The sequence below is a fragment of the Desulfatiferula olefinivorans genome, assembly GCF_054657895.1.
The window spans coordinates 1-26,740 of sequence record NZ_BAAHXV010000035.1 but is presented as its reverse complement, the minus strand read 5'-3'; the positions used below and the strand labels follow the sequence as shown (position 1 = coordinate 26,740).

Here is a 26,740-nt window from a genome sequence, read left to right as displayed (position 1 = left end):
ATCATCCTAAAATGGGCGAACCCTTGGTCACACAGACCGTCTCTCAGATTTTGAAAGCAATCGCATCACACTGAAAAACGACTTCGTCCGTCACACTCACCCGGGTCTGGCCGTGACTCCAACAAAAGCAACCACCAGCGGATGACCGCCGGTAAACCGTGATCACCCGGCACCCGTTACGGGACGCCGGTTTGCATGCCCGGCCCCGTCCGACAGAGGGGCCACCGGGCGAATACCCTGACAACCAAGGAGGAAGACCATGAAAACCCGTTACCCTTTCATTGTTGCCCTGGCTCTGAGTCTCGCCGTTTTCGTCGGTTGCTCCGACGATGACGACGCCCCGGCCCCGGCTCCCCAGAGCCTGAGCTTCGATTCCGTTGGGGACGACATGCGCCGCTGCGCCCCGGATTTGAGCACCCTGGCCGTCACGGACTGGGAAAACGGCGACAACGGCTGGAGCGGCCATGTGCAGTACGGTGTTCTTAAAAAACACTTCGACGCCAACAGCGGCAATGAAAGCATCTACGCCACGGTGCTGATGATCGATTCCGTTCTGGCCAATATCGCGGCGTCGCTGCCCGCCACCGCCCTCGAGGGTGAAGGCACCGTCACCGACGGCGAATGGACCGTGGAGTACGCCCAGGTCAGTGAGCCGGTCACCCTGCCGCCCGTTTTCGGAGGAGCCGCCGTCGACGATTTCGAAAATTACATGGCCATGACCGGTTACATGGACGACATGGACTCCGAGTATCTGGCCTATTTTTATTACAAACCGGCCGGCGACGACGGCATTGAAAAAATGGCCTACCGCTATCAGATCACGGCCGAAAATGAGCGGGGCAACCTTTATGTGGTCCGCGACACGAACACCCACGATCTGGAGGTCTGGGTGGCCGGTATCAAGGGCGGCGCACTGCCGGCTGAAGGATCGGCCCATGCGGACGCTGAACACCGGGTCTGCCTGAATTTCGTAGGCAACACAGAGGCCCAGACCTTCCGGTTCCGGCTGAAAACCGATGCGGCCCAGGGCTGGGCGTTCTGGGGCGGCGGAACCATCGCCTCCGACGACGGCGTCATCGCGGTCCGCGGCACCGATATGGCCGACAGCGCGACTTACGCCAACAACGGCACCGGCATCACCGACGACAGCGCCGACACCACCTATGTGGTCCTGACCTTCGGCCAGATGAAAGACAACACGTTCAACGGAAACGGTTATCCCAAGGCGGCCACGGCGGTCAATCTTGGCGGCGAAACCGCCTCGGCGGCCGGCTGCATTTCCTTCGGCGGCGCCGACTGCCTGCATGCCTCTCTTGCCGCGGCCCAGTCCTTCGGTTATCCCGAGGCCGCAAGCGACCTGGGTTTCGCGCCCTGATGAAACCGGGTATATCCCCAAAGATTCTGACCATGGCCGCCGTTCTGGCGGCCATCGTTCTTTTTTCCGGAGACGGGCGGCTTCCGGACTGGACCCTGGCCGTTTACCTCGACGGATCCGACACCCTCCTGCTCGAACAGCAGAGAAATTTTATCGAACTCATCGAGGGCCGACCGGCGTTTCCGGACGGACGGGTGGTGGTCTGCCTGGATCGCGGCCCGTCGCCCCGGGTGCCCATGCCCGGGGGATGGACGGGGCCCAGGGTGTTTGACATCAACGGTTCATTCACGGACACCCTCTCCCGGGGCGAACCCCCGGGCAATCTCAATACGGACGGGAGCCGCACCGGGCGGATGCGTGCCTTTTTCGATCTGGTTCATCATCGTTACGGAGCGACACGTACGGCCTTTATCATCGTGGGGCACGGTCAAGGGTGGGCGCCCCTTGAGCCCGGCGATCAGGACCCTTCGGGGTATAACGCCACTGAAATAGCTGAAAGCCTCAGGGGCTTGAAAGCCGACGTGCTCGGCCTGGATCTCTGCCTGATGGGCGATTTGGAATCGGTGTATCAGTTGAGACACAGCGCCGATTACCTGGTGGTCAGTCAGGGAATGCTGCCCTCCCGGGCACAGGATTACCGGATTCTGCTGAAACGCCTGGGCGAGACGCCCCCCCGAACGCCCCGGCAGATGGCGGACCTGATCCATGCCGCGTCATCCGGCGCCCTCAAGGAAAGCCGATTGAGCGGGGCCGTATCCCTGATCCAAACCGGCCCCTTCCTCGAGGCCTTTGTCTTCGAACTGGGTGAACAACTGCAGGAGGATCCGGTCAATACGGCTCTGACATCCTTTGACGCCGAGGCTTTCCGTCTGCCGGACTGGGGAGGGACGGCGCGTCAGATGGTCGATCTGGGCGGGGTCTTGGCCGCCGTTTCGGCATTGAAACAGGAGCGCCTGAGTCAAGGCGCCTTTGTTTTGAAGGTCTTCAGCACCCATCCCCGCTTTTCGGGCCTGTCGGTCTATTGGCCGACCAGTGAAGCCCGGCACGCCCCCCTGCGGGACGCGTACCGTGCGCTCGATGTTACCCGCGACTCCGGGGGCCGCCTGCTGACACTCATCGAGTCCCGCCTGACCCCCTCTCCATGACGCTTCCTTAGAAGTCCGATATCTGCCTTACGCGTCATCCCTCGTCACTGCGGCGTACCCTAAGTAAGCCTCCTTCCTTACGGATTCGCAAGCCTTGATGTCGAACATGTTACGAAGCCGTCCAAAAACTTACTTTTTACGAGATCATCAATCTTGTCCCTTGACAGCCCTCAAAAATAAAATTAGTATAATAGCTAAAATTCTTATAACCCCGGGCGGACCCCTGCCATGAACGATATCTTTACAGTCCATACCGCCGCTCGGTACTGCCGGGTGACACCGAGAACCATCATCAACTGGATCGACGCAGGACACATCGCCTGCTACAAGACCGTCGGGGGACATCGTCGGATCGCACGGAACGACCTGGAAGCCTTCATGGCCCGACAGGGCATTCCCCTGCCCGGACGGCAGGGCCCGTTGCCCAAACGAATTCTGGTGGTCGACGACGATCCGATTATCGTGGAAACCCTGGTGATGGGGCTGAAAGAAGATCCCCACGGCTATGAGGTGGATTCGGCCATGGACGGATTCGACGCCGGCCTGAAAATTCCCGGATTCAAGCCCGATCTGGTGATTCTCGATATCATGATGCCCGGAATCAAAGGGGATGAGGTCTGCCGTCAGATCAAGATCCGCCCTGAAACCCGACACACCAAAGTGTTCGTCCTGTCTGCCTTTCTGGATCAGGACCGATTTGACCGGATGCTGGAAAACGGGGCCGATCTGTGTTTCAGCAAGCCCCTGCCTTTGCCCCGGTTCAAACAGGAAGTGGCCCGGATTCTGGGCCTGTAACCGGACGTCCCCACGGCCGGATCCATGGAACCCATCGTTAAGATGTGTTGATGCTGATGTTCTTCTCTCCCTGATGCCTGAACCGTTGTCTTCGTCTCTTTCTCCCGCGGACGCCCCCGGCCGGGATCGCCGGCGCACAATCCCGGCCCGCCCCGGCGGGCCGTCATGTCATTCCCGTTATCCCGTTTCGGGAAAGGAGGTCGTCTTATGAAGGATTTCACAGAACTCAGGGAGCACGAACGAACGGATTTCGACACGCCCGTGCTGTTTTCCGGCGAGGGTGCAGCCCGATTCCACCGGGCCCGGATGCAGAATTTTTCCGACGAGGGGCTGTATGTCACCTCACCGGAATATTTACGGCCGGGATCCACGGTCTGCGTCAAAACCGAGCATTACCGATCGGCGAACACCTACCGGGTCTGCTGGTGCGCCCGTCTGTCCGACCGGGAAAGCGAGGCCTTCGGCATCGGCCTGCAGTGCGAGGTCTGAAAAACCGGAACACATCAATCCGATAGGGTCGGGGGGGTGTCCAGCACCCTGCGGATGGCCTCGGTCAGGGTTTTCATGTCCACGGGTTTCATGATGAACTCCCGGATACCCAGGGACCGCGCCCGGGCGCCGGTCATATGTTCATGATACCCCGTGCAGAGAATCACGGGCAGATCGGAACGCAGGGCCAGCATCTCCGCGGCCAGGCGGTCGCCGGTCAGGCCGGGCATGGTCATGTCGGTGATGACCAGATCGAAGGCCGACGGATCACGGCGAAAAAGCGCAAGGGCCTCGGAACTGCTTGCCAGGGCCACCACGTCGTAGCCGATGCCGGTCAGCATGTCCTGCACCAGATTCACCAGAATGACCTCGTCGTCGATGAAAAGAATCCGCTCATGTCCCGCAAGCAGGCGAGGGGGTGAGGGGGCAGGCTGTTCCACCTGTGCTGCTTCGAGTCTGGGCAGATAAACGGAAAAGGTACTGCCTTCACCCTCCACGCTTCGGCAGGTAACGGCGCCGCGATGATTTTTCACGATGCCGTGAATGACAGAAAGCCCCAGCCCGGTGCCCCGGCCCCGCTCCTTGGTGGTGAAAAAGGGTTCAAAAATCTTGTCCATCAGCGATCCGGGAATCCCCCGCCCGGTATCACTTATACCCACCACCACATAGGCGCCGGGTTGAAGACTCGGATCAGGCGATGTTTCCGGCCGATCGATCACGATGTCGTCAAGGGAAACGGTCAGGGTTCCGCCCCGGTCGTCCATGGCGTGAACGGCGTTGGTGCAGAGATTCATCAGAATCTGATGAATCTGGGTGGGATCGGACATCACCAGCCCTGAAACGGAAAGGCGGGATTCGATGGCCACCGTCGACGGAATGACCGACCGGAGCATCTTGAGAAACTCCTTGACGGCGATTCTCAGGGACAGGGGCGCGTAAGCCGTTTCGGTCATGCGGCTGAAGGTCAGGATCTGACGGACCAGCTCCCGGGCCCGGTTTCCGGCTGTAAGCACCTGCCGGAGTTTGTCGGTCACCTTCTCACCGGGATCGGTTTCGAGCAGGGCCAGCTCGGTGAATCCGATAATGGCTGAAAGGATATTGTTGAAATCGTGGGCGATCCCTCCGGCCAGGGTGCCCACGGCCTCCATTTTCTGAGCCTGGGTCAGACGGGATTCCAACTGCTTGCGTTCCTCCTGGGCCCGTTTCTGATCGGTAATGTCCCGGATGATTCCCACGATAAACCGCCGCCCGGCTTTGTCGACGTACAGGGTTTTTTTGGTCACGATGGTATGGACCTCTCCCCGGGCGTCGGTCAGGGTTTCCTCGTTGATGTTCGCCTCGCCGGTCTCCAGAACCCGCTGGTCCTTGGCCAGGAAAACATCGGCCTCGGCTTTGGGGAAATAGTCATGATCGCCTTTTCCGAGAATGGCTTCCCGGTCGTACCCCATAAACGAGCACAGGGCGTCGTTGACCAAGACCCACCGATGGTCGCTGTCTTTGACAAACAGGGGATCGGCCACGGCGTTGATGATTTCGTCCAGATAGTTCCGCGACTCGGCCAGGGCCTCTTCCGCCCGTTTCCGGTCGGTGATGTCGGTGAGAAACCCTTCGAGACAATACGGAGCCCCCGTTTTGTCATAGACCATCCGGGCGTTGATCGACGCCCAGATCTGCGCTCCGTCCCTGCGGTAAAGGGGAACGTCGAACATGGCGGCCCTGCCCCGGTCAAGGGCGGTCTCGACCAGAAGATCGCGATCGGACGGATTCACGTAAAGCTGGGTTTTGATATCGGTGACCGTGGCGATCAGCTGATCGGGGGAATCGTAGCCAAGAATGGCGGCCATGGCCGGATTGGCGCTGATGATCCGTCCGTCTAAGGTGTTCTGGAACAGACCCTCAAAGGCGTTTTCGATCATGCCCCGGTATTTTTCCTCGCTTCGCCGGAGACGTTCCATGGACTGGTTGAGCTTGCCGGTCATCAGGTTGAAGGTTCGGGCCAGAACGCCGATTTCATCCCGGGACGCCACCGAAACCGTCTGGCTCAGATCGCCGCCAATGATTTTTTCCGCCGCCACGGTCATCTGCCTCACCGACCGGGTGATCGACCAGATAATGGCGATGCCGATCAGACCGACCAAAAGGGTGATCATCACCCCGGCAATCCCCATGAACCGGATCATCCGTTGCCGCCCTTCCCGCAGCAGATCGCTGTAGGTGGTCAGTTCATCCTCGTAGACGCTGGTTCCGATGACCCAGTCCCAGGGCGGGTAGTAGGCGATCCGTGCAATTTTCCAGCGGGGTTCGGTTTCCCCCGGATTCTGCCAGCGGTACCGGACGGTGGTCATCTGCCCCGGAGAAAGGGCCGTGGCCCGGGCGATGATATCCTGAATGACGAAATGCCCGTCACTGTCCTGGTTCAGCCAGATATCCTCGCCGTCGCGCAGGCCCTTGTCGGAGATAATGTAGCGGCCCCGGTCTTTGCCCGCACCGCCGAGAACATAAACGTAACCGGTTTTGCCGACCTGGGTCTGAAGAATGGCATGACGGATCCGGGATTCGACGACCGATTGTTTGACCCCCACGTAAATCATGCCCACCAGGCGTTTTGACGGGTCGTACACCGGTGCGTAGGCCGTCAGGTGCCAGGCGTTGACCACATAGGCCCGGCCGTGATAGGTCTCGCCGCGAAGGACGGCGGAAATCACCGGGTTGGGAGCTCCGTCGGGATCGACGGCGGGGACATAGGTGCCGATGGCCCGGTCGCCCCTCTCGGTCCTTACCGTGGTGGCCACCCGCAGCATGTCCCCCGCCTCGTTGAGGCGCTGAAACAAGGTGGCCGTTTCACCGACAAGCCGGGTCACCTGATCGACCAGAAGCGAGGGGGTGTCCGGATCGGCGTTCTGCCCGACAAGGACCGCGCCGATGGAAAACCGGGGAAGCCGGACGGTTTGGGACGCCCGGGTAAACTGGTTGATCACGGTCCAGTCCACCAGCTCATCGGTAAGGACCACCGGTCCAAGTCCGGCCAGCAGATGGCGCGCCACGTTGAGATTGTAGTCGACCTGGAGCTGAACCGCCTCGTTTTCGGTGCGGACCAGGTTGTAAACCCCCTGGGTGATATGATCGAGATCCGCCGTGATCAGCTGGTCGACCTCTCGCTGGGCCAGGGCGTTGTAATGACCGCTCTGCCGCACGGCCAGAAGCACCAGGGCCAGGGCCGTCAGAAACACGCAGAGCGCCCCCATCAGGGCGATTTTGACGTCCAGACGACTGAGAAAAGGCGGCCTTTGCGACCCATGGAGGTCCGTCGTGACAGGCTCAGGGACCATGGATTCTCCTTGTCGAAACATGCCTGGGTTCGGTTGATGAGGCGGCGGTTGACCTTAATCGTGAAGATTGTTTTTTATACCACGTCCCGGGCCCGGTTGCCATCGATTAAAAAGACGGCTCAGGGTTTGTTTTGTTTCCGCGCCTGCTCCACCCGCGTTTTGAAATCCGAAAACCGTTCGCCCGTCTTGAGGCCCGCCGCTGTTTGGCCTTCTTCTTTGGCCAGGCGAAAGCTCAGGCGGAACAGAAAAAAGAAATAGACGATGGGAACGCCGATGAGCAGCACCAATGGAATCAGGGGGTAGGGGTCCGCCGGTCGGTAGGGACGGATAATCAGATCATAGGTGTTCCGTTCCCGTTTCATGCCGTCGCCGGAATAGGCGGAATGATAATAGTCCTGATTGGCTTCGGGGCTGACCCGGAGCAGGTAGGTCGTGCCTGCGTCAAGATCGTGTGTCAGACCGGCGCCGTGGCTGTTTTGTTTTCGCCGATCCTCGTCCGATTCCGAACGGTAGTGCCGGGCGCCGGGAAACGGTTTCCAGTAATACGGCGAGGCGCTGTTGTTGGCCAGCAGGCGCCCGTCCGCGTCCAGCAGTTCCACCCTGGGGTTGACCGACAGGGCGAAATCAGGATCGAGGCCCAGGGCCCAGGGACCGGAAAGGCTGACGGCAAAGGCGAAGGTTCGCGGCTGTTCCTCGATGGGAAATCGTTTTTGCTTCCGGGGATCGTAAATGGGTGTGGACGCGGAAACGGCGGGGGGAACCGACGGCTCCAGAAATTCGGCCTTCTCCCGGTTCTCCAGACGAATGATCTCCGGCCCCAGGGGAAACCGCGCCTCGTATCCCAGCTGGGCTCCGACGATGTAGACGATCCAGTACAGGGTGCTGATCAACACCGGCCACCGGGCCAGCCGGTAGCGCTGAATGGTTTCCTGTTTTTTTCGCTCCTCATAGGTCATGGCCGTCTCCTTTCTATCGGTGGGGATCATGATGCGACTGACGATTTATACCCTTTTATTTCAACCGGATTCCAGCTTTTTTCATTCAGCGCCCCATTTTTCGCTAAACCCGTGTCCGGGTCGGACCGATGTCATCATCGTATGGTTTTTTCAAATCCGATCCGTGCGACGGCCTTTTTTTTCATGGAAAGTATTCAGTTATCCGATGATTTCTGTTATTATTACGGCATTGTCTGTTTGTTGAATCCACCCCGTGACCGATCAAGGAGAACGATTTACCGGAAGGCCCGCAGCAGGGGCCTTTTCGGTGTGATCCACCCAAACCAAAAACAACCCAAACAAAGAGAGATGACTTATGAAAGCGAACGTCATGTGCATGAAAACACGAACCCTCATGGTTAACCTGATGGTCGTTCTGATCATGGGACTGACCGGCCTGGCCCTCACCGGCTGCGATGACGGCGATTCCTACGACGCCCGGCTCGAAGAGGCCCGCATGGCCTTGGACGACGGCAATTACGCCCTGGCCCGATCCATCCTGGATTCCCTGCCCCAGACCGAAGAAGTGATGCAGTACAAAAGCAATGCCGTCGCCGGGGGCATCGGCATCGACACCTTCAACATCATCACAACCCTGGAAGACCTGGATGAACAGGGCGACGAAGGCAGCATCGACATGGTGGGCCGGGTCATCGCCGGGGATGACGGCGTACTGACCGAAACCGAAATCGAGGAGAAACTGTTAGACGCCGACGAGGCCATCGAGCTGTTCCTGGATATCGCCGCCCTGCGCAAGGACGCCGCCACCAAGTCCATCGACGACATTCCCTACCTGACCAACGACCAGAAAATGCAGCTGGGCCTCCTGGGCATCACCCGGACGGTACTGAATCTGGCCCGGATGATCTGCCGCGAACTGGGCGGACTTCCCGTGACCATGACCGAGCAGTGGGTCCGGGACAATCGGGATGATTTTCGGCCGGTCAACCCCACCCAGGAGGAAATCGACCGCATCGAGGCTGATCTTCTGTTTATCGCAACAGCCATCGACGCGTTCGCCGACACCAACGACATGAAAGACGATTTCGAGGAATTCCTGAGTGAACTGGACGCCAACCGGGACGGTCAGATCACGGCGCTGGAACTCAACACCTACCTGGAAAACATGTAACCCACCCATGCAAGGAGACCGATCGATGATGATGCTCAAGACAAAAAAAATCAACGTCCCCCGTGTGGGTCTTGTACTTGTTTTCATACTCACGGCCTGGGCCGGATCGGCGCCGGCCGCCGAGTATCAGGGCTTTCACCGGGGCGCCCGGCCTCTGGGCATGGGCGGGGCTTTCACCGCCGTGGCCGACGACCAGAACGCCATCTTCTACAACCCGGCGGGTCTGTCCCGGCTCAAGGGCTTCGGCCTGGGGATTTTGAACCCCCACATCGAAGCCTCGGAAAACAGCGTGGATCTGTACAACGATTTCAATGACATCGACTCCGACGACAGTGCCGCCGTGGCCGACCTGCTTCGCAAATATGTCGGCGAAAACAACCACCTCAAGGTGGCCGCCGACATCTACACCGGCTTCCGGCTGGGCAGTGCCGGGGTGATGGTCAGCGCCATCGGCCAGGCCACCAGCAACATGCAGGTCCGAAACCCCGTCTGGCCCGAAGCCCACATCCAGGCCATCGTGGACTACGGTCTGATGGCGGGGGCGGGCATGGACCTGCCCTGGGTCAAGGGCCTGAAACTCGGCGCCACGGTCAAGGCCATTACCCGGAACTCCCTGGACGAGGTCTACACCCCGGAAATCATCGCCGATGACAACTTCGAGGACATCATGGAAGACGACACCGTGGACGGCAGTTCCGTGTCGGCGGACCTGGGCCTTTTGTACACCACCGACGCCCTGAAAGTCACCGGGCTCAACCTGGCCCTGGTGGCCCAGAACGTGCCCGACATGGAATTCGGGGACGCGGTGGACAGCAAAACCCAGATCAACGCCGGTGTGGCCCTGACCCAGAAGGTTCTGGGTCTGACCATCACCGAGGCCCTGGACATCCATGACGTCACGGACAACGCGGCCGGCGACGACTCCAACGAAAAGAAACTCCATATGGGTGTGGAAGTGGCCCTGCCCTATATCCTCAGCGCCCGGGCCGGTCTGAACCAGGGCTATTTCACCGCCGGCGCCACCCTGGATTTCGAGATCATCAAACTCGACCTGGCCACCTACGGCGAAGAACAGGGCGTGGTCGGCGGCCAGAAGGAAGACCGGCGCTACGTGGCCCAGATTTCCATGGGATGGCTCTGGTAGAATCCGGTTCATCGGAATCCCGACCCGTCAGACCCTTGCCATTTTTGTCGGGGTCAATTATATCATCGGCATCACGATGCCTTCGGCCCGGAGGAAAGACCTTTCTCCCGGGCCGGTTTCACCTTTACGCCCGATGAATGAAAGGACTACGACCATGAGCCGGTTCGACCACGTCAGTATCGTCAAACACGCCAATATCTACGCAAACGGGGCCGTGACCAGCCGGACCGTTTTTTTTCCCGCCGGATCACGCAAGACCCTGGGCATCATGCTTCCGGGCGACTACACCTTCAACACGGAACAAAAGGAAATCATGGACATTCAGAGCGGCCGGCTGGACGTCCTTCTGCCCGGCAGCGACACCTTTACACCTGTAACGGCGGGACAGACCTTCGAGGTTCCGGCCCGTGCGTCTTTCAGTATGAAGGTTCACGAGGTCACCGATTATTGCTGTTCCTACATCGACACAGCCGGCCCCGCCAAAGGGTAATCGATCATGAACGTACGCATCACCGCCGTTCTTGTTGTGGTCCTGTCGGTCTTTTTTACCTTCATCGCTGAAAGCCGTGCCGACCGGGCCATCACGGTCTCCCGGGAAGCGGCCTTTTCCGAGCAGCGGGTGGCCCTGGTCATCGGTAACGGGAATTACGCCGCAAGCCCCCTCAAAAACCCGGTGAACGATGCCGCGGACATGGCGAAAAAGCTTGAGGCCATGGGGTTTGAAGTCATCCGGCTCATCGATGCCGACCAGAGAAGCATGCGCCGGGCCATCCGTGATTTCGGGAGCCGACTGAAAAAGGGGGGCGTGGGTCTGTTTTATTTTGCCGGTCACGGCATGCAGGTCCAGGGACGGAACTACCTGATCCCCGTGGGGGCCGACATCCGGCACGAGGATGAAGTCCAGGATTACGCCGTGGATGCGGGCATGGTGCTCAGAAAAATGCAGAGTGCGGAAAACCGCCTGAACATTGTGCTGCTCGATGCCTGCCGCAACAATCCCTTCGCCCGGAGCTTCCGCAGTGCCGACCGGGGGCTGGCCCAGATGGACGCCCCTGCGGGCAGCATGATTTCCTATGCCACCGCTCCGGGGCAGACGGCCATGGACGGGGACGGTCGCAACGGGGTGTTCACCAAACACCTGCTCGACGCCCTGGACCGTTACGGACACCTGGAACTCAGCCAGATGATGAAACAGGTGGGCCGGGGAGTTCAGACGGAAACAAAACGGATGCAGGTCCCCTGGGTGTCCTCGTCGATCACCGGCGATTTTTTCTTTGTCCGGCCCACGTCCGACAAACAGGAGAGCAACACCGGTATCGATCAGGCCTCCTACCCCGGAGTCCGCCTCGACGCGGAGGAGGAGTTCTGGCTGGCCATCAAGCAATCCAACGCGGCTCAGGATTTCAAGGACTATCTGGCGTTGTATCCCAAGGGGCGGTTCAGCTCCATCGCCGCCGTCAGGATTCGACAGCTGACCTCCGCCCGCTCGGAAACCGTGCCCGAGCGGGTAGCCCCACCCCCGGAAAAAACATCCGACACCCGTCTCTTGTCCGACACCTTCGATGCCAATACCCACGGCTGGACGCTCTGGCCCAACGGGCAGCACTACACCACGGCCATCCGGGACGGCGGCTTTTTCATGCAGACAAAAAACGCTCTCAATTCGGTGGAGTTCATGGGACATCCCCTTTCCCTGCCCGAGAGGTTCGACGTCGAGGTCCGTGCCACATGGCTGGACGGTGTCGACAACCGGCCCTTCGGCCTGGCCCTGGGTTCGGATCCCGAAAACCGTCTGAATTTCGCCGTCAGCGGCAACGGCTGGACCAACGTCACCGGATACACCGACAACACGGTGATTGAGCCGATTCCCCTTGCCTGGGCCGAAGGCACGGCGCGGATCGGAGACGGCCGGACGGCCAACCTCCTGAAAATCAAGGTCCGTGGAAAATCCTGCACCTACGAGGTCAACGGCAACCGGATCGGGTCCGTGACCCTTCCCGTTGACCCTCAGCGCCTTCGCCTGGGGTTTTTCGTGGAAAACATGCAAATGATCCGGTTCGACGATCTGACCGTCACCGTGCCCGCAGGCGGCCGCCGAACCCTTTTTCACGAGGCCTTTTCCATTGACGAGAGTCGCTGGAAACTCTGGCCGGACGGAGAATTTTACAACACAGCCCTGAGCGACGGCGTCTACCTGATGGAAACGAAAAATACCCTGAATTCCGTGGAATTTGCAGACCTGCCCCTCGATCTTCCCGACAGCTTTGATGTCCGGGTGACCACCACCTGGAAAAAAGGCGTCAACAATTACGCCTACGGGCTGGCCCTGGGTACCGACCCTCCGAACCGATACAATTTCGGCATCAGCGCCAACGGCTGGAGCTATGTGAGCGCCCACGCGAACAATCAGACGGTCGATCCCGAACCCATGGCCTGGACCTTCGGCCACGTGACTCCCGGAAACGGTGAAACCCGAAACGACCTCCTCGTCCGGGTCCGGGGATCACGGTGTGATTTTTTCGTCAACGATACCCGGGTGGGACAGGTCTTTTTGCCTTTGCCCCACCATGCCCTGCGTGTGGGTCTGTTCGTGGAAAACCGCCAGCAGGTGGCCTTTGACGATCTCGACGTGACGGAGGCCCCATGACCGATATCAGCCTTGACCCCCGTCTCCGGGCCGACTGCTTCGTGTTGGGCCGGCTTTCGGCCGGCCATCTGCTTTTGATGAACAACCGCCTGTTTCCCTGGCTGATTCTGGTCCCGGAAACCGAAAAGACCGAATTGTATGAACTGGACGAGGTCGTGCTGACCCTTCTTGTGGCCGACATCAACCGGATCTCCCGTCTGCTCAAATCCGCCTTTCCCGTGGACAAACTCAATGTGGCGGCCATCGGCAACGTGGTGTCCCAGCTGCATATCCATGTGATCGGCCGCTCGACGACCGATCCTTGCTGGCCCGGGGTGGTCTGGGGGTCGGGACAAACCGAGCCCTACGACCCGTCCGGGCGGGACCGTGTGATCCGGCGGATCACGGAGGGCCTGTCCCCGGATCGACTCCAGCCCTCACCCTGGACCGGCCTGCCGTTCTGACCGTCAAAGGCCGCTTAACAGGGCTTGAGCAGGGGATTAACACGCCGAAACCGCACGGTTCAGGCGAGGACCTGCTCCCGACCGGTTTTTCCCGGACGCACCGGCGTCGGACGGCCTTTATAAATAGCATATGATTCCAGGTGATTAGGGAAAGAGTTTCCTGGACTCCCCCGGGGCGCCGGGGTCCAAACGGTCATAAGCCTTGATTTTCATGGATTCTCTTTGGTATTATCGCAGTGATTTATGCCGGGTTGACCAAACCATAACCCGACGAGGAGAGGGGGAGTGACGATGGGGGACGGCGCGACCACGACCGATCAGACACTGTTTTCGGAACATCCGATCCGTGCCGACGAGGGTTTAAAGTCGGCCGCAGCCCCGCCGGCATCGCACAGAACCAGGAAAACCATTCACACGATCAACAGACTGTAACCGTCACGACCGCGGGGACGAGCCTCTGCTGTCAGGCCGTCCCTGCGTTTTGCCCGTAGGAATCACGAATCTTGCACATTTAACAGGAGGTGCCTTGATGAATTGGAAAAAAACGGCGTTAACCGCGATCGTGCTGTTCTGGATGTGCCAGACGGCCTCGGCGGCGTCCAAGCAGTCGGAATTTGCCTTGTTCAAACGATGCATCACCCCCGATTACAAATGGGGCGAAAACGGGGTCATCACCATCCCCAAGGCGATTCCCGCCGGAAAATGGAATATCTACGCGGCGGGCAGTGCCCAAGACGCGGGCACCATCAACGACGACCGGCTGTTTCTTACCTCGGCCACGGTTATGATCGGCACCTCCGATGACGTGGAGTTCGGATACACAAGGCGCCAGTATATCTGGGACGACCTGGACAAGACCGATCTGGCCATGGACACCTTCAGCTTCAAGGCCCGGGTCTTCCACATGACCGACAGCCTGATTCCCCAGGCGGCCCTGGGTCTCAACGCGATCTCCCTCGATAACAATGAATTCGACGACGAGGAAGACATCCTGTTCAATCCCTACCTGGCCGTGACCATAAGGGTGCCCCTGTTCACGGAAAAAGCCGTGCTCTCCGCCACGGGCGTGGCCGAATCCATTTATAACGAGGGTGAAACCAGCGACCTGTTCTTCAGTTGCGGTGCCGACCTGGTGCTGTTCGACATGATCTACCTGATGGCCGAGGCCCAGGGCATCGGCAAGGACCAGGACGACTACGTGGTCAACGTGGGCGCCAAGGTGAAACTCGGCTGGTTCAGCCTGGGCCTGGCCGGATACAACGTGGTTCAGGAAGACGTGAGCACCGGCGACCCCGGCTTCTCCAACGACTCCACGGACCTTCGGGCCTACGCGGCAGTTGAACTCCCCCTTGGCACGATGTTTTCCAAAAAAGACAACTAGAGAGGTGACCCGTGAAGATAAAACAAAACGCATTGATCACATGGTTTGCGGCCGCCCTGGCGATCTTCTCCCTGGCCGCCTGCGACACCCGGCCCATCCCCGGCGATCTGATCCTGAGTACCTATAACTCGGAAATGGAAGCCACCCGGCAGTTCTCACCCATGGACACCCTCTACGTCAAGGTGGCGGGCATGCGGGCCCACAGCTATTATCAGATCAAGGCCCTGGACGCCGACAATGAAACCATATCGACGATCGAAGCCCAGACCGATGCCGACGGCGTTATCGGTCCCGTGGCCCTCTGGTACGATGTGGGCGTTAAAGGCGATGCCTCGGGCAACCTGGTCGTCGACAGTTACGGCGATTTGACGCCGGTCGGTTTCAAGGTCAACGTGAAAAGCCTGTATGACGGCGGCGATTCCACCGATTTCACCCAAGACATGTTCCTTGTCTACGGTAAGGCGGCCACCGATAACAATCCCAAACCGGTCTTTTATGCCTGCTACACCGAAGACGACGTGAATTACTACCCTGAAAACGCCTTCCGTGAAACGGGCACCCTCGACGCGGCCGGCGCGGTTGACCCGAAAACCAAGGTGTATGTGAAAGCGGACCGGGTACCCACCATGGCTGACGGCGCTCCGGTGACCCAGGTGGATTTTTATGTGCTTCACTTCACCGGCGGTATTTTTCAGGATGGAGACGCTCTGGCCCTGTCCGATCAGAAAGCGTTCGAACCGGTCACGGCGGCCGTGAATGCCGGAGCCGTTGGCGCCACTCTGCTCTGGGACCTGAACGTGGCCCCCACCCTCATCAACCCCGATGAAGATACCATGGCCTACACCATCGTCATGGACGTGAATCGTAACGGCGTGTTTGACGCCGGCGTGGACACCGACAGCGACGGCGTTTCCGACTACTTCGTCGACGGCGTGGAAAGTAACGGCCTGCCCAGCTTCATCGTCCAGAACACCCCGGCCAACGACATGTTCGTGACCATCAAGGACGCGGCCGGCAACATCGTCAACGCCATCCCGGAAAGCGGCGCTGTCGCCGCCCAGGATTTGACCGTCAGCATCGACAACGTACCCACGGCCAGTGTGACGATTTATCTGGTCGATTCCTTTTCCGGTGCGGACGGAGCCGCGATTCCGGCCGATGTCCGTTTGGGCGCTGAAGATGTCGGTGTGGTCCCGACCGTGCCCGCAACGATTCCCGACGCACAGCTCAGGTTCCTGCCCTACATTGAAGATCGGGCTCTTCTCACGACGCGGGGCGTTGTAGATACGCATTATCCGCCCGCCGGAACCCTTGTTGCCAACGTGGCCCTCGACCTGGTGGTGGATCTGGACAATGACGGCGTCTTCACCGAAGGCACCGACTACTTCATCGAGAACGCCGTGACGGTCCTCGATGTGCCTTCCGGCGACTACGCCACCTGTTCCGATTCGGCCGGTAACACGGAAACCCCGTATTTCAACGAAAGCAACGATCCCGGCAACACCGTGGTCTACCTGAAGGCGGAAAACGCGCCGGAATCCTTTGATGTTTATGTATTGAACACCGTCCAGGGCGGCGCCCTTGCCGTCAATGATGCCCTGGCGGCCCGCGCCATGTTCTCCGTGGCCGATGTCACCGGCGATCCCGCCGGTACCGTCACATCGGAAATCTGGGACCTGAACGGCGCCCACAAGGTCATCAACCCGAAATACGACAACAACACCTATTACCTGGTGGTCGATAACGACGGCGACGGGATTTTCGACGGTACCGACGACAAGCTGACCATCGTGATTCTCAACACCATCACCAACGCCTATCCGCGGGTCAGCTATGTGAACATCGCCTCGGGCGGTTCCTTCGGCAACACCTGGGCCCAGCACTGGACCTTGTATTCCCAGTACTGCGACTACCGTGACAATTTTACCGCCAACGGGCTTGATACCAATCCCTACGGCGCCGGCTACGGGGTCAAGGCCGTGTTCAATCCCTACTTCACCTGGTTCGGGTACCCGGCGGAGAATCCCCAGGACGGTCTCTATTACGGCCGTTCCGTGGATGTCTACATCGTCAACGCCGCCACCTTCGACCTGGCGGACTACGGTCAGGCGGCGGGGGCCCTCACGGACGCCATCGACGTCACCGGACGCCATTCGACCCTGACCGTCCAGCCCTCCTGCTACAACGGAGCGGGTATGATGAACATCTGGCCGGCACCGATGACGGCGGGACGCTACTACGTGATCGTCGACGTGAACCAGAACGGCATCATCGACGAAGGCCTCGATATCATCGACGCCGTGACCCAGGACGGCGACACCATCGTGGATGATCCCACGGTGGTGGGCTTTACCGTGGATTAAACGAGAGAACCCCAACGGACCCCGGCACCCGCCGGGGTCCGTTACCGTTCGGGCACGCGTCGCATTGACCACCCTGCATGCAAACCACCGCAGGATGGGCAAAGCGCAGCGTGCCCATCATCGTCTTACGAAAACGACACGGATAATGAAATGGCCGAAAGGCTCTGTTTGAACAAGGAGGTATCATGAGAAAAATTGTATGCTTGGCCTTAATGGTGCTGCTGACGGCCGCAGGTTCGGCTCTGGCGGCTGATATTTTCGAAACCTTTTACGAAGGCCACATGATGGGCGACACCACCGATCAGGACAACGTCTGGGAAGACAACCGTGTGTCCACCGGAGCCACCACCGCTCCATCCACCGCCATCGTCACCATGGACGGCCAGGTTTCGGAAACGCCGGTCAAGGCCCTGAGCATCGAAGCGATTTTTACCGATAACGTCCAGACCTACAACATTCCGCTTTCCTACGGGTTTCCTCTGTCTTTGACCGGCAACAAGGAAATGCTGAACTTCAAGCTGATCCTGCCTTACACACGGCGCGAAGTGGGAACGGTCAGCGACAGCGGCCTCGGTGATATCTCCCTGACCACCAACTACCTGATCCGCTTTCCCCGGTTCCTGATGGATTCCAAGCTGATCATCAAGGCCCCCACCGGTGAATTCGAAGATGCAGACGTGCCCCTGGGCACCGGTTCCACCGACGTGGGCGTTTATTTCAACGGAACCTGGTACATGGACGCCGTGATTTTGAAAGCAGGGCTCGGCTATGCCTACAACGGCGACTACGAACAGGGACAGGACGAAGTTGCTTACGGCGATGAATACCTGATTTCAGCCGGAGCGGACTACATCATCAACGACACCATGAAAGCCGGCGGCCTTCTGCTTTACAAATCCAGGGCCGAAGACGAAGCGGATCTGGGCAGCATCGGGTCGACCTCCTACCACGCCGGCATCAACAGTCTGGATCTGATTCCCGGTTTCTCCTGGCTGTACAAGAAATACAACGTGGAGATGACCGTGTCGGCCACCATCCCGCTCTCCCAGTCCTGGAACACCGACAAGGGTACCGATCCCGCCGATGATCCGGAGCGCAGCGTCTCCTTCGGTTTCAGCGCCTCCAAACCCTTCTGATCCGTCTTTTGACGCCGCAACCCATCCGATCAACCAGGACCGGGGTGACCCCGGTCCTGGTTTTTTTTTGCCGTGGACCTAATAGTGATGAACTCGTAAAAAGTCATCAAAGGACGGCAAAGAAAAAAGTTCGAGTTCAAGGCGTCGCGAATCCCGAGGAATGATGCGTACTTAGGGTACGCCGCAGTGACGAGGGATGAAGCGCAACGAAGAAATCGGACTTTTTACGAAGCCATCAATATTTATTGCGCAGCGATGATCTGGTCCCGACGCACGGATGCTCCTGTGGCCGGATTGTCTCCGGAAGTGAAAAAGAACGCCCGATCCCTGTGGATCAGGTACAGGGACAAGGCCAGAAGCAAAACCGTTTGAATGACCTTGCTGTCGGGATGGGTCTGGAAAATTTCATTGAAAAGGCCCGCCGTGATGTGAAAGACAATGGCGACCAGAATGTTCCGATTGGTCTTGTAATACAGCCAGTTCATCAACAGGACATAGGGGATCAGGCTCACGGAAAAATTCAGGGAATAGAGCCAGCCGGTTTCGGTGAGGTTGCTGTGGTAATAGTCCTTGATAAACGAAAGGGGGGCATGCCAAAGCGCCCAGAACACCGCAAAGATGATGGACGTGGTGAACAGATTGAATCTTCGGCGAAGGCAGTCCGTGCCGTAGGTATGCCAGGCCAGCTCTTCAAGAACCGGTGCGAGAAAAATCAGGAACCATGCCGGAAACAGACCGGCTGAAAAAGAGAAACAGCGTGAAAAACCGAACTGGCTGACGCTGTGTCCGAAAAGAAGTGAGACGGCCTGGGCAGCGAGGATGCTTGCCGGCATGAGAAGACAGGTCAGGCACAGATAAAAGGGTTTGACGGCATGAAATCCGTTGAGTCTTAGGAAAAGATCCCGCTTCAGATCCTTATCGACGACCATCATGACAACGGCGATGACCATGGGGGCGGCAAGCCCGATGATCATGAATCCTGACATGAAAACCACACGCAGGTCGTTCCCGAGTATCAACGTTCCGGTGGATCCCGGGCCGGGTTCGAGGTGGCTCAGGTAGGCGGCCGTCATCCAGAACAGCCAGGGAATGGCGGTTGAAAGTCCATAAAAAACAAATGGATGTCTGTATTTATCGAGGGTCATGTCAGGGTCTCCCTTAATGGGTTGTTTATCGTTCCTTTAAAAAATCAAAGGCCCCGCAGGGTGCGTTCAGCAGGGACTCTAGCAGGGATGGAAAGGCGTTCATCCGCCGCTCGAGGTCTGAGGCCTCCCAGGGGTAGAACCCCTGATCCGTGAGAAACTGGACCCCCGCGAGCATCAACTCGGCACACTCCAGGGGGCAGGGGGTGGAAAAAAGCCCCTGCTTGCAGCCCTCTTCGATCACGGAGGCGAACACGGGGGCGAGCTTGATCAGATAGCGTCCCAGCTGCTTTGCATGCATATGGGCGTTTTCATGGTGGTGAAGGGCTTCAAGGATGGCCTCATTGTCCTCGGCCAGCGTATCGTCGGTGACCAGACGTTTTAATTTTTCAAGGGCATCGAGGCCCCGGACCTGAGGACTGGACAAAAGGGCTTGTTTTTTTTCGAGCTCTTCATCGACAAGGTCTTCAACGATGGCTTCGAGAATTTCCTCTTTCGATGAAAAATGATGGTAAATGGTCCCCTTGGCGATGTTCAGTTCGGTCATCAGTCCCTGCATGGTGAGGTTTTTCTGGCCCTTTTCCAGAAACAGTTGCCGGGCGGCTTTGACGATCTCTTTTTTTCTGTCTTCGGCTTTCTTGACGATTCGGGGCATAACGGCTCTCCTTGATCATGATGAATCGCATCAGAACCTGTAAAAACCATACAGGCACGACGTGACAGTGTATGACGATGTGGTGTAGGGGCTGTCCTGTGCATCGTTCAGATAGCGTGTGCCGCCTGCAAGAAACGTTGCCCCGATGTGCCCGGTAACCATGTAGTCCACCTGTACAACCAGTTGAATATCTTTAAGACCTTCCCGTGCGTTGAACCGGTCCAGGCTGCGGGTCGGCACCCTGATCGAATACCAGGCCTCGGCGTACCTTCGATCCATCAGATCAAGGGAAAGACTTCCCGTCATTGTCAGTTTCCGGGTCAGATTAACGGGAATACTATAGCGAAATGATGAAAGAAATCCATGGTAAAGACGATGATCGTCTCCACTCTGACGGGTGGGGTGATAGTCGAGTGACCATCCGACCACACCGAATCGGCTGACCAGGCCGAGCATGATTTCTGTCCGGAGGCCGGTCGAGACGGTCGGTGTCCCGTCGAGCAGTCGGCGGACCTTTTCACTGTGGCGACGTGTTCCGCCCAGGACCGTGTAGGTCCGGCTGTCCCGTTCATCGCCGGTGTTCATCGAAACGGCGGTGATGAGACCGTTGTCTTCATTGGTATAGGTTATGCCAAGCCCGTCGAGCAGGGAAGCGGCGTAGGAGATCCGATTCCGGGTATAGCCGACCCTGGCATAGGGCATGGCGACGGCATAGGTGGTATCCGATCCCGGATAGACCGGAGAGACATAGACCCCGCCACCCAGACAGCTTTCCCAGTGTTCCGTCTGTCCGACGGCCCGGGACGGGGCGAAGGGCAGAATCATCATAAGGGTAAGGGCGACCATCGCCCTCCTCAGCATTCGATCATTCCTGATCCGTTTCAATCGTTCGTTCATGGGTCGTACCTCACTTTTTTAAAATCATTTTCTGGTCCGGATGAACCAGGCGTTCTGTGCGCCGGTTTTTTTCATCCGACGGAAGGGATATTACATTACCGACCGACGGTCGGTCAATAAAAAAATGGGGTTCAAACCGAAAAAATTTCGGGAAAGGGTCGAGATCAGGACTTGCGAAACCGTCACGCTTTCCCCGCGGGTTTTTTCATGGTACACATCACGACCGAATTGGTTATTTGACCTTTAAAGGAGGCTGCCGTCATGATGATCAGGCCGTATCGAGAGGGGGACTGGGCGGGACTCTGGCCCATGATCGAGGGGGTGTTTCGGGCCGGGGAAACCTACGCCTGTGATCCTTTAATCACTGAAGCGGAGGCGAAGCGGCTCTGGGTGGACCTGCCGCGAGAGACCTTTGTGGCCGTGGGGGACGACCGGTCGATTATGGGGACTTACTACATCAAGCCCAACCAGCCCGGGCCGGGCAGTCATGTCTGCAACTGCGGCTACATCACGGCCGACCGTGCCCGGCGGCAGGGGGTGGCGACGGCGCTGTGCGCCCATTCCCAGCAGACGGCCTCGGCCATGGGGTTCCGGGCCATGCAGTTCAATCTGGTGGTGTCCACCAATACGGGGGCCGTGGATTTGTGGAAGAAAATGGACTACCGGGTGGTCGGCATTCTGCCCGGGGCCTTTCATAGTCCGAGTGCAGGGTTTGTGGATGCGCTGGTGATGTTCAAGGCCCTTGGGAAACCGGGCGACCAATCCTCATAACCATCAGGAAAAATGGTAAAATACGACGCTGGAAGGTTGACAGCGAGGCGTTTGTCTGGTACCTCTCCTTATTTTCGGACATGACATCAACGTTACGTGGGGGGAACCAATGAAAAAACAACTTTTGTGTGTCCTGGCACTGTGTCTGATCGCCGCGCCGGCTCTGGCCGCCAAAACCATTAAAATCGGGGTCATGGGGCCTCTGACCGGCTCCTACGCCAGCGAAGGGCAGGACATGAAGGACATCGTCACCCTGCTGGCCGATGAGATGAACGCCAAGGGCGGGCTTCTCGGAAAACAGATCGAGATCCTCGTGGGCGATGACGGCAGCGACGCCAGAAACGCCTCCATGGCGGCCCAGCGCCTGTCCACCCAGGGGGTCATCGCCTCCATCGGCACCTACGGTTCGGCCAATACCGAGGTGACCCAGATGATCTACGACGAGTCGAAGATCATCCAGATCGCCAACGGATCGACCAGCGTGCGGCTCTCCGAAAAGGGCCTGAAATACTTCTTCCGCACCTGCCCCCGGGACGACAGTCAGGGCGAGGTGGCCTTCAAAACCCTCGTCAAACTCGGCTACAAGAAAATCGCCATTCTTCATGACAACACCAGCTACGCCAAAGGTCTGGCCGACGAAACCCTGGCCCATCTGAAAAACGCCGGCGCCGACATCGTGTTTTTCGACGCCCTGACGCCCAAGGAAAACGACTACACCGCCATTCTGACGAAAATGAAAGCCACCGCCCCCGAGGTGGTGTTTTTTACCGGCTACTACGGTGAGGCCGGACTTCTGCTGCGTCAGAAAAAAGAAATGGGCTGGGACGTGCCCTTTGTGGGCGGTGACGCCACCAACAATCAGGATCTGGTGAAAATCGCCGGGAAGGACGCGGCCAAAGGATTCACCTGCATCAGCCCGCCCCTGCCCCAGGATCTGACGGATCCCGCCGCCAAGGCGTTCATGGCCGCCTTTACCGCCAAATATCAGCGTATTCCCGGATCGATCTGGTCCGTGCTGGCCGGGGACGGCTTCAAGGTCATCACCGCCGCCATCGCCGCCACCGGGTCCACGGATCCGGATGTCCTGGCCGACTACATGCACACGAAACTCAAGGACGTGGAGGGCCTGACCGGCAAGATCGCCTTCAACGCCAAGGGCGACCGCATCGGGGACGTGTACCGCATGTACATCGTGGACGCCGAAGGGCGTTTCGTTCTCCAGCCCTGATCGAAAGCGCCGGCCCGGGCCCTTCGAAACGCATTCGAAAGCCGGGGCCGATTTATCTTTATAAGCCCGACATGACGCCATGGAACTTTTTTTTCAACAACTGACGAACGGCCTGACCGTGGGCAGCATCTACGCCCTTATCGCCCTGGGCTACACCATGGTCTACGGGGTGCTCAAGCTGATCAACTTCGCCCACGGGGACCTGTTTACCATCGGCGCCTACCTGGGGCTGACCCTTCTGGCCGCCTTCGGGTTGGTCGATAAAATCGGCCCGGTGGGGGGGATCGCCGTGCTGGCTCTTCTGGTCGTGGGGCTGGTGGCCGTGGTGGGTGTGGTCCTCGAGCGGGTCGCCTACAAACCCCTGCGCCATTCGCCGCGTCTGTCGGCGGTGGTCTCGGCCCTGGGGGCCTCGATCTTCATGCAGAACGGCATCATGCTGATCTACGGCGCCCGGACCCGGGTCTATCCCCACAACCTTCTGCCCACCGAGGCCGTCAGCATCCTGGGCATCAATATTCCCGTGGTGCGGATTATCGTGCTTGTCACCTCACTGGTGCTGATGATTGCGCTTTATCTGTTCATCCAGCGCTCGAAAACCGGCACGGCCATCCGGGCGGCGGCCATCGACCAGGGGGCGGCCCGGATGATGGGCATCAACGTGGACCGGGTGATCATGCTGGTCTTTCTGATCGGTCCGGCCCTGGGCGGGGCCGCCGGGCTGATGGTGGGGCTCTACTACGGTCAGATCAATTTCACCATGGGCTGGATTTATGGACTCAAGGCCTTTACCGCGGCCATTCTGGGCGGGATCGGCAACATTCCCGGCGCCATGGTCGGCGGCCTTCTGCTGGGGGTGGTCGAAGCCATGGGCGCGGCCTACCTTCCGACCTCCTGGAAAGACGCCATCGCCTTCGCCGTGCTGATCCTGATTCTTCTGGTTCGACCCACCGGGCTTCTGGGTGAACGGGTGGCGGAAAAACTATGACCGGCAGACGCAACATAGCCCTCGCCGCGGCGGCGGCGGTCATGGCGGTGTCACCTTTTTTTCTCGACGCCTACTGGGTCGATGTACTCAACAACATCGGCCTTTACGCCATTCTGGCTCTGAGCCTGAACCTGATACTCGGCTATGCCGGGCTGTTCCATATGGGCCATGCGGCCTTCTACGCCGTGGGGGCCTACACCACCGCCATCCTCAACACCCGCTACGGGATTCCCGTGCTCTGGCTGATGCCGGTCAGCGGCCTTTTTGCCGGGCTTTTCGCTTTGATCGTGGCCCGGCCCATCATCCGACTCCGGGGGGACTACCTCCTGATCGTCACCATCGGGGTGGTGGAAATCGTCCGCATCACCCTGGTCAACGACATCTTCGGCCTGACCGGCGGATCCAACGGCATTTTCGGCATCAGCCGCCCCACCCTGTTCGGCTACGTGATCCGGCGACCCAGCGATTTTTTCTTCCTGATCTGGTTTTTTCTGGCGGTGACGGTTTTTCTGTTCGTTCGCATCGAGCGTTCCCGTTTCGGTCGGGCCCTGAAATTCATCAAGGCCGACGAGGTGGCCGCCGAAGGCAGCGGCATCAACACCGGGGCTTACAAACTTGCCGCCTTTGTGCTCGGCGCCGTGTGGGCGGGCATGGCCGGTACGGTGTTCGCCGCCAAAATGACCATCATCGCCCCGGAATCCTTCAATTTCTGGGAATCGGTGATTTTGTTTTCCATCGTGATTCTGGGCGGATCGGGCAATATAGCCGGCGTCATCCTCGGGGCCTTTCTGATCGTCGGCCTTCCGGAAATCTTCCGGGATCTGTCAAGCGCCCGCATGCTGTTCTTCGGCGCGGCCATGGTCCTGATGATGATCTTCCGGAACGAGGGCCTTCTGCCGCCCAAGCCCGTGGTCTACGATCTGGCCGGCGACGCGGTGCCGCCGCCTGACAAGGAGGCGGCATGAGTCTTCTGACCCTCGATCGGGTGACCAAGAGCTTCGGCGGTCTGATGGCCGTGAACCGCGTGTCCTTTTCGGTTGAGCCGGGTTCCATCGTCGGCCTCATCGGCCCCAACGGGGCGGGCAAGACCACGGTGTTCAACCTGATCACCGGCAACTACACCCCGGATAAAGGCGCGGTTACCTTCAACGGAGCGCCCGTCACCGGTCTTGCACCCCACCGCATCGTCACCCTGGGCATTGCCCGGACCTTTCAGTCCATCCGGCTTTTTCCGGCCCTGTCCGCCGTGGAGAACGTGCTGGCCGGCTGCCACTGTCGGATGCGGGCCGGTATCCTGGCCGCCATGTTGCGCCTGCCCTCCCAGAGACGGGAAGAAAAACAGGCCCTGTCTGCGGCCCTGTCCGAACTTTCTTTTGTCGGTCTGGCCGACCAGGCGGGACAAGCGGCAGGCAGTCTGTCCTACGGCAGACAGCGGCTTCTTGAAATCGCTCGGGCGCTGGCCACCCGGCCGCAGCTTGTGATTCTCGACGAACCCGCAGGCGGCATGAACGATCAGGAAACCGCCGAGCTGGTGGACCTGATCCGCAAGATCAGGGAGCGGGGAATCACGGTGCTGCTCATCGAACACGACATGAACCTCGTGATGCGCGTCTGCGAACGGCTGATCGTCCTCGAATACGGCACAAAGATTGCCGAGGGTCTGCCCGAGGACATCCGGAAAAATCCCCGGGTCATCGCGGCCTATTTGGGTGCGGACGAGGATGATCCGGACGGAATGGAAGGAGACTCGCCATGACGGTGCTGGCACTCGAGAAGGTTCATCTGGCCTACGGCAACGTGGAGGCCCTGCACGGCATCGACCTTCAGGTGGCCAAGGGGGAAATCGTCTGCGTTCTGGGCGCCAACGGTGCGGGTAAATCCTCGACCCTCATGGCCGTCAGCGGCCTTGCGCCCATTTCCGGCGGGAGCATTCTGCACAAGGGCGAGCCGATCCACAAAAAACCGGCCCACACCATCGTGGCCCGGGGCATTTCCCAGGTTCCCGAAGGCCGCCGGGTCTTCGGCACCCTGACCGTCCTCGAAAACCTGAAACTCGGCGCCTATACCGTCACGGACAGGGACCGGAACGCCGAGACCCTGGCCTGGATTTACCGGCTCTTTCCCATTCTCAAACAGCGCAGCGGCCAGCTGGCGGGCACCCTTTCCGGCGGCGAGCAGCAGATGCTGGCCATCGGCCGGGCCCTGATGAGCCGGCCGGAGATCCTTTTGCTCGACGAACCCAGTCTGGGCCTGGCCCCCCTGATCATCCGCACGATTTTCGACACGATCCGGGCCATCAACGAGACCGGCGTCACGGTGATCCTCGTCGAGCAGAACGCCCGGGCCGCCCTCAAGCTTTCCCACAGGGGCTACGTCATGGAAGTCGGACGCATCGTCCTCGAAGACAGCGCCTCCGCCCTCCTCACCAACCCCCACGTCCGCAACGCCTATCTGGGCGGGTGAGGCGATAGCGATCGGGTGTGATCCGAAGCCGTGTTTCAGATGAAGTCTCCACGTTCCCTATTCTGCCAATGCATGAAATTCCTTTTTCTGGTTATGCACTTCCCTCAAGTTGGAGGTGATTTTTCAATTGTTAAACCACCCGTTCGCGTTGCTCACTGAAGGGCGCGAAGAGCACGAAGAAGTACGTAAATAGTGGGCTTTTCTTCGTGATCCTTCGTGTTCTTC

23 protein-coding genes are annotated in these 26,740 nt (G+C 59.2%); 18 read left to right on the top strand and 5 right to left on the bottom strand.

Translation table 11 applies throughout. From position 1 onward, the window contains the following. The first annotated feature begins 259 nt into the window (after window positions 1-259). From ACYQ11_RS18255 to ACYQ11_RS18240, 4 genes are all read left to right on the top strand, one after another. Window positions 260-1,375, top strand: a complete 1,116-nt coding sequence (locus ACYQ11_RS18255) for a hypothetical protein (protein WP_459925254.1) — start codon at window positions 260-262, stop codon at window positions 1,373-1,375. Next, window positions 1,375-2,520 carry a clostripain-related cysteine peptidase gene (locus ACYQ11_RS18250; RefSeq protein WP_459925253.1) on the top strand — a complete coding sequence of 382 codons (1,146 nt, stop codon included), beginning with the start codon at window positions 1,375-1,377 and terminating at the stop codon, window positions 2,518-2,520. The genes ACYQ11_RS18255 and ACYQ11_RS18250 overlap by 1 nt, the downstream gene beginning before the upstream one ends. A gap of 228 nt (window positions 2,521-2,748) precedes the next feature. Next, a complete protein-coding gene (locus ACYQ11_RS18245; protein ID WP_459925252.1) occupies window positions 2,749-3,315 on the top strand; it encodes a response regulator in 567 nt (188 codons plus the stop codon). A 207-nt stretch (window positions 3,316-3,522) separates the two neighbouring features. Then, a complete protein-coding gene (locus ACYQ11_RS18240; RefSeq protein WP_459925251.1) occupies window positions 3,523-3,804 on the top strand; it encodes a PilZ domain-containing protein in 282 nt (93 codons plus the stop codon). A 14-nt stretch (window positions 3,805-3,818) separates the two neighbouring features. Here the strand turns inward: ACYQ11_RS18240 and ACYQ11_RS18235 are convergent, their stop codons facing one another. Next, window positions 3,819-7,133, bottom strand: a complete 3,315-nt coding sequence (locus ACYQ11_RS18235; RefSeq protein WP_459925250.1) for a Cache 3/Cache 2 fusion domain-containing protein — start codon at window positions 7,131-7,133, stop codon at window positions 3,819-3,821. 119 nt (window positions 7,134-7,252) lie between these two features. Then, window positions 7,253-8,089: a hypothetical protein gene (locus ACYQ11_RS18230; protein WP_459925249.1), complete on the bottom strand. Its 837-nt coding sequence runs from the start codon at window positions 8,087-8,089 to the stop codon at window positions 7,253-7,255. Between the two features lie 355 nt (window positions 8,090-8,444). On the opposite strand from ACYQ11_RS18230, the gene ACYQ11_RS18225 reads away from it, so the two are divergent. From ACYQ11_RS18225 to ACYQ11_RS18190, 8 genes are all read left to right on the top strand, one after another. Beyond that, the gene (locus ACYQ11_RS18225) at window positions 8,445-9,260 is read left to right on the top strand and encodes an outer membrane protein assembly factor BamD (protein ID WP_459925248.1); all 816 of its coding nucleotides are present in this window, start codon (window positions 8,445-8,447) and stop codon (window positions 9,258-9,260) included. Between the two features lie 25 nt (window positions 9,261-9,285). Next, window positions 9,286-10,404, top strand: coding sequence for a PorV/PorQ family protein (locus tag ACYQ11_RS18220; RefSeq protein ID WP_459925247.1), 1,119 nt, complete (start codon window positions 9,286-9,288; stop codon window positions 10,402-10,404). A 154-nt stretch (window positions 10,405-10,558) separates the two neighbouring features. Continuing rightward, window positions 10,559-10,894, top strand: coding sequence for a pyrimidine/purine nucleoside phosphorylase (ppnP, locus tag ACYQ11_RS18215; RefSeq protein ID WP_459925246.1), 336 nt, complete (start codon window positions 10,559-10,561; stop codon window positions 10,892-10,894). 6 nt (window positions 10,895-10,900) lie between these two features. After that, complete coding sequence (locus ACYQ11_RS18210) at window positions 10,901-13,051, top strand: caspase family protein (protein WP_459925245.1); 2,151 nt, start codon at window positions 10,901-10,903, stop codon at window positions 13,049-13,051. Beyond that, a complete protein-coding gene (locus ACYQ11_RS18205; RefSeq protein WP_459925244.1) occupies window positions 13,048-13,494 on the top strand; it encodes an HIT family protein in 447 nt (148 codons plus the stop codon). Before ACYQ11_RS18210 ends, ACYQ11_RS18205 begins: the two co-directional genes overlap by 4 nt. Window positions 13,495-14,023: 529 nt before the next feature. Continuing rightward, entirely contained in the window at window positions 14,024-14,875 is an 852-nt protein-coding gene (locus ACYQ11_RS18200) for a hypothetical protein (protein WP_459925243.1), read from the top strand. An 11-nt stretch (window positions 14,876-14,886) separates the two neighbouring features. Beyond that, complete coding sequence (locus ACYQ11_RS18195; protein WP_459925242.1) at window positions 14,887-17,238, top strand: hypothetical protein; 2,352 nt, start codon at window positions 14,887-14,889, stop codon at window positions 17,236-17,238. A gap of 185 nt (window positions 17,239-17,423) precedes the next feature. Beyond that, window positions 17,424-18,374 carry a hypothetical protein gene (locus tag ACYQ11_RS18190; protein ID WP_459925241.1) on the top strand — a complete coding sequence of 317 codons (951 nt, stop codon included), beginning with the start codon at window positions 17,424-17,426 and terminating at the stop codon, window positions 18,372-18,374. A gap of 242 nt (window positions 18,375-18,616) precedes the next feature. Here ACYQ11_RS18190 and ACYQ11_RS18185 read toward each other — a convergent pair whose 3' ends face one another. The 3 genes from ACYQ11_RS18185 to ACYQ11_RS18175 are packed head-to-tail and all read right to left on the bottom strand — an operon-like array spanning window position 18,617 to window position 21,017. Further along, window positions 18,617-19,519 (bottom strand): CPBP family intramembrane glutamic endopeptidase, encoded by a 903-nt coding sequence (locus ACYQ11_RS18185; RefSeq protein WP_459925240.1) that lies wholly within the window; start codon window positions 19,517-19,519, stop codon window positions 18,617-18,619. A 25-nt stretch (window positions 19,520-19,544) separates the two neighbouring features. Next, window positions 19,545-20,171 (bottom strand): TetR/AcrR family transcriptional regulator, encoded by a 627-nt coding sequence (locus ACYQ11_RS18180; RefSeq protein WP_459925239.1) that lies wholly within the window; start codon window positions 20,169-20,171, stop codon window positions 19,545-19,547. A gap of 30 nt (window positions 20,172-20,201) precedes the next feature. Beyond that, window positions 20,202-21,017, bottom strand: coding sequence for a MipA/OmpV family protein (locus ACYQ11_RS18175; protein ID WP_459925238.1), 816 nt, complete (start codon window positions 21,015-21,017; stop codon window positions 20,202-20,204). Window positions 21,018-21,329: 312 nt separating this feature from the next. Here ACYQ11_RS18175 and ACYQ11_RS18170 point away from each other — a divergent pair, with 312 nt between their 5' ends. The 6 genes from ACYQ11_RS18170 to ACYQ11_RS18145 all read left to right on the top strand — a co-directional run bounded on the left by ACYQ11_RS18170 (window position 21,330) and on the right by ACYQ11_RS18145 (window position 26,515). Next, window positions 21,330-21,839 carry a GNAT family N-acetyltransferase gene (locus tag ACYQ11_RS18170; protein WP_459925237.1) on the top strand — a complete coding sequence of 170 codons (510 nt, stop codon included), beginning with the start codon at window positions 21,330-21,332 and terminating at the stop codon, window positions 21,837-21,839. Window positions 21,840-21,948: 109 nt separating this feature from the next. Then, entirely contained in the window at window positions 21,949-23,067 is a 1,119-nt protein-coding gene (locus ACYQ11_RS18165; protein ID WP_459925236.1) for a branched-chain amino acid ABC transporter substrate-binding protein, read from the top strand. Between the two features lie 79 nt (window positions 23,068-23,146). Continuing rightward, window positions 23,147-24,052 (top strand): branched-chain amino acid ABC transporter permease, encoded by a 906-nt coding sequence (locus ACYQ11_RS18160; RefSeq protein ID WP_459925235.1) that lies wholly within the window; start codon window positions 23,147-23,149, stop codon window positions 24,050-24,052. Further along, a complete protein-coding gene (locus ACYQ11_RS18155; protein ID WP_459925234.1) occupies window positions 24,049-25,017 on the top strand; it encodes a branched-chain amino acid ABC transporter permease in 969 nt (322 codons plus the stop codon). The genes ACYQ11_RS18160 and ACYQ11_RS18155 overlap by 4 nt, the downstream gene beginning before the upstream one ends. Beyond that, window positions 25,014-25,808 carry an ABC transporter ATP-binding protein gene (locus ACYQ11_RS18150; RefSeq protein WP_459925233.1) on the top strand — a complete coding sequence of 265 codons (795 nt, stop codon included), beginning with the start codon at window positions 25,014-25,016 and terminating at the stop codon, window positions 25,806-25,808. Before ACYQ11_RS18155 ends, ACYQ11_RS18150 begins: the two co-directional genes overlap by 4 nt. Further along, window positions 25,805-26,515, top strand: a complete 711-nt coding sequence (locus ACYQ11_RS18145; protein WP_459925232.1) for an ABC transporter ATP-binding protein — start codon at window positions 25,805-25,807, stop codon at window positions 26,513-26,515. The genes ACYQ11_RS18150 and ACYQ11_RS18145 overlap by 4 nt, the downstream gene beginning before the upstream one ends. The last annotated feature ends 225 nt before the right edge of the window (window positions 26,516-26,740 follow it).

Excerpts from the sequence above, each read along its gene's own strand:
- ACYQ11_RS18255 (WP_459925254.1), top strand. The coding sequence starts at position 260 with ATGAAAACCCGTTACCCTTTCATTGTTGCCCTGGCTCTGAGTCTCGCC.
- ACYQ11_RS18250 (WP_459925253.1), top strand. The coding sequence starts at position 1,375 with ATGAAACCGGGTATATCCCCAAAGATTCTGACCATGGCCGCCGTTCTG.
- ACYQ11_RS18245 (WP_459925252.1), top strand. The coding sequence starts at position 2,749 with ATGAACGATATCTTTACAGTCCATACCGCCGCTCGGTACTGCCGGGTG.
- ACYQ11_RS18240 (WP_459925251.1), top strand. The coding sequence starts at position 3,523 with ATGAAGGATTTCACAGAACTCAGGGAGCACGAACGAACGGATTTCGAC.
- ACYQ11_RS18235 (WP_459925250.1), bottom strand. The coding sequence starts at position 7,133 with ATGGTCCCTGAGCCTGTCACGACGGACCTCCATGGGTCGCAAAGGCCG.
- ACYQ11_RS18230 (WP_459925249.1), bottom strand. The coding sequence starts at position 8,089 with ATGACCTATGAGGAGCGAAAAAAACAGGAAACCATTCAGCGCTACCGG.
- ACYQ11_RS18225 (WP_459925248.1), top strand. The coding sequence starts at position 8,445 with ATGAAAGCGAACGTCATGTGCATGAAAACACGAACCCTCATGGTTAAC.
- ACYQ11_RS18220 (WP_459925247.1), top strand. The coding sequence starts at position 9,286 with ATGATGATGCTCAAGACAAAAAAAATCAACGTCCCCCGTGTGGGTCTT.
- ppnP (WP_459925246.1), top strand. The coding sequence starts at position 10,559 with ATGAGCCGGTTCGACCACGTCAGTATCGTCAAACACGCCAATATCTAC.
- ACYQ11_RS18210 (WP_459925245.1), top strand. The coding sequence starts at position 10,901 with ATGAACGTACGCATCACCGCCGTTCTTGTTGTGGTCCTGTCGGTCTTT.
- ACYQ11_RS18205 (WP_459925244.1), top strand. The coding sequence starts at position 13,048 with ATGACCGATATCAGCCTTGACCCCCGTCTCCGGGCCGACTGCTTCGTG.
- ACYQ11_RS18200 (WP_459925243.1), top strand. The coding sequence starts at position 14,024 with ATGAATTGGAAAAAAACGGCGTTAACCGCGATCGTGCTGTTCTGGATG.
- ACYQ11_RS18190 (WP_459925241.1), top strand. The coding sequence starts at position 17,424 with ATGAGAAAAATTGTATGCTTGGCCTTAATGGTGCTGCTGACGGCCGCA.
- ACYQ11_RS18185 (WP_459925240.1), bottom strand. The coding sequence starts at position 19,519 with ATGACCCTCGATAAATACAGACATCCATTTGTTTTTTATGGACTTTCA.
- ACYQ11_RS18180 (WP_459925239.1), bottom strand. The coding sequence starts at position 20,171 with ATGCCCCGAATCGTCAAGAAAGCCGAAGACAGAAAAAAAGAGATCGTC.
- ACYQ11_RS18175 (WP_459925238.1), bottom strand. The coding sequence starts at position 21,017 with ATGGTCGCCCTTACCCTTATGATGATTCTGCCCTTCGCCCCGTCCCGG.
- ACYQ11_RS18170 (WP_459925237.1), top strand. The coding sequence starts at position 21,330 with ATGATGATCAGGCCGTATCGAGAGGGGGACTGGGCGGGACTCTGGCCC.
- ACYQ11_RS18165 (WP_459925236.1), top strand. The coding sequence starts at position 21,949 with ATGAAAAAACAACTTTTGTGTGTCCTGGCACTGTGTCTGATCGCCGCG.
- ACYQ11_RS18160 (WP_459925235.1), top strand. The coding sequence starts at position 23,147 with ATGGAACTTTTTTTTCAACAACTGACGAACGGCCTGACCGTGGGCAGC.
- ACYQ11_RS18155 (WP_459925234.1), top strand. The coding sequence starts at position 24,049 with ATGACCGGCAGACGCAACATAGCCCTCGCCGCGGCGGCGGCGGTCATG.
- ACYQ11_RS18150 (WP_459925233.1), top strand. The coding sequence starts at position 25,014 with ATGAGTCTTCTGACCCTCGATCGGGTGACCAAGAGCTTCGGCGGTCTG.
- ACYQ11_RS18145 (WP_459925232.1), top strand. The coding sequence starts at position 25,805 with ATGACGGTGCTGGCACTCGAGAAGGTTCATCTGGCCTACGGCAACGTG.